This is a genomic window from Tenacibaculum geojense (assembly GCF_042676005.1).
Lineage (GTDB): Bacteria > Bacteroidota > Bacteroidia > Flavobacteriales > Flavobacteriaceae > Polaribacter > Polaribacter geojense.
Genome location: NZ_JBHTJR010000024.1, coordinates 1 through 1,091, shown reverse-complemented (window position 1 = coordinate 1,091; position 1,091 = coordinate 1). Strand labels below are relative to the sequence as shown.

At 38.8% G+C, this 1,091-nt stretch carries 1 protein-coding gene; it reads right to left on the bottom strand.

Annotated features, from left to right (window positions below; translation table 11 throughout):
• Positions 1–1,091, bottom strand: a 1,091-nt coding sequence (locus ACFQ1U_RS04925; RefSeq protein WP_386105934.1) for a hypothetical protein, incomplete at both ends; no start/stop codon positions are given.

The following is a 1,091-nucleotide window of genomic DNA, read 5'->3' as shown; positions in this document are numbered from 1 at the left end:
TGCCTGTTATCGCTGCATTATTTACATACTCATTTGCCGCACCTGTTGGGGCATTTACAATTACTTGATATGTTAGAGTTATTCCTGCTAATGGAACACTTAATCCACTCCAATTTATCGTAGTTGCTCCTGCATTGTAAACGCCTGAATTACTTATACTTCCAGGTACAATACTAAATCCTACTGGTAAAACATCTGATACAGAAACTCCTGTAGCTGCATCTGCACCTCCATTGGTTAAACCTAAACTAAAGGTTAATACATCCCCTACATTTAAACTTCCTCCATTATCATCTACATAATTCTTTGTTAAGGCTAAATCTGCACTTTTAGGTACAATAACAAAACTTGCCTCATCATCATCTGCAATACCATCTCCATTATCATCTACCGTAGCATCTGAACTTGGATCACTATCTGGATCAAACTGATCACTATCTGTTATCGCAGCATTATTTACATACTCACCTGCTACGCCTGTTGGGGCATTTACAGTAGCCGTATATGTTAATGTAATACTACTGCCTGAGGATATAAATAAATTATTCCAGCTTGCTGTATTTCCTGATGCTACTCCTGCATTGTTTACCGTACCTAAAGTTAATCCTACTGGTAAAACATCTGATACGGAAACTCCTGTAGCATTACTTGGACCTGCATTATTAATGGTTAACTCATAAGTCAGCACATCCCCTACATCTGGAGTGATACTTCCTGAGGCTAACCCTTTACTAATACTTAAATCTGCTTGTTCTACTATTGGCGTAATACTGGTCTCATCATCATCTGCAATACCATCTCCATTATCATCTACCGTAGCATCTGAACTTGGATCACTATCTGGATCAAATTGATCACTACCTGTAATTGATGCATTGTTTGTATAACTTACACCAACTCCCGGTGCCAAAACCGTAGCTTCATAACTAACACTTACAACTCCGTTGGTACTTCCAATACTTAATCCATTCCAGGTAATGGTATTACCCACTAATACTCCTCCATCGTTGATAGTACCTACTGTGTATCCGTTTGGAACTACATCCGATACCGAAACTCCTGTAGCTACATCTGGACCTGAATTAGTGATA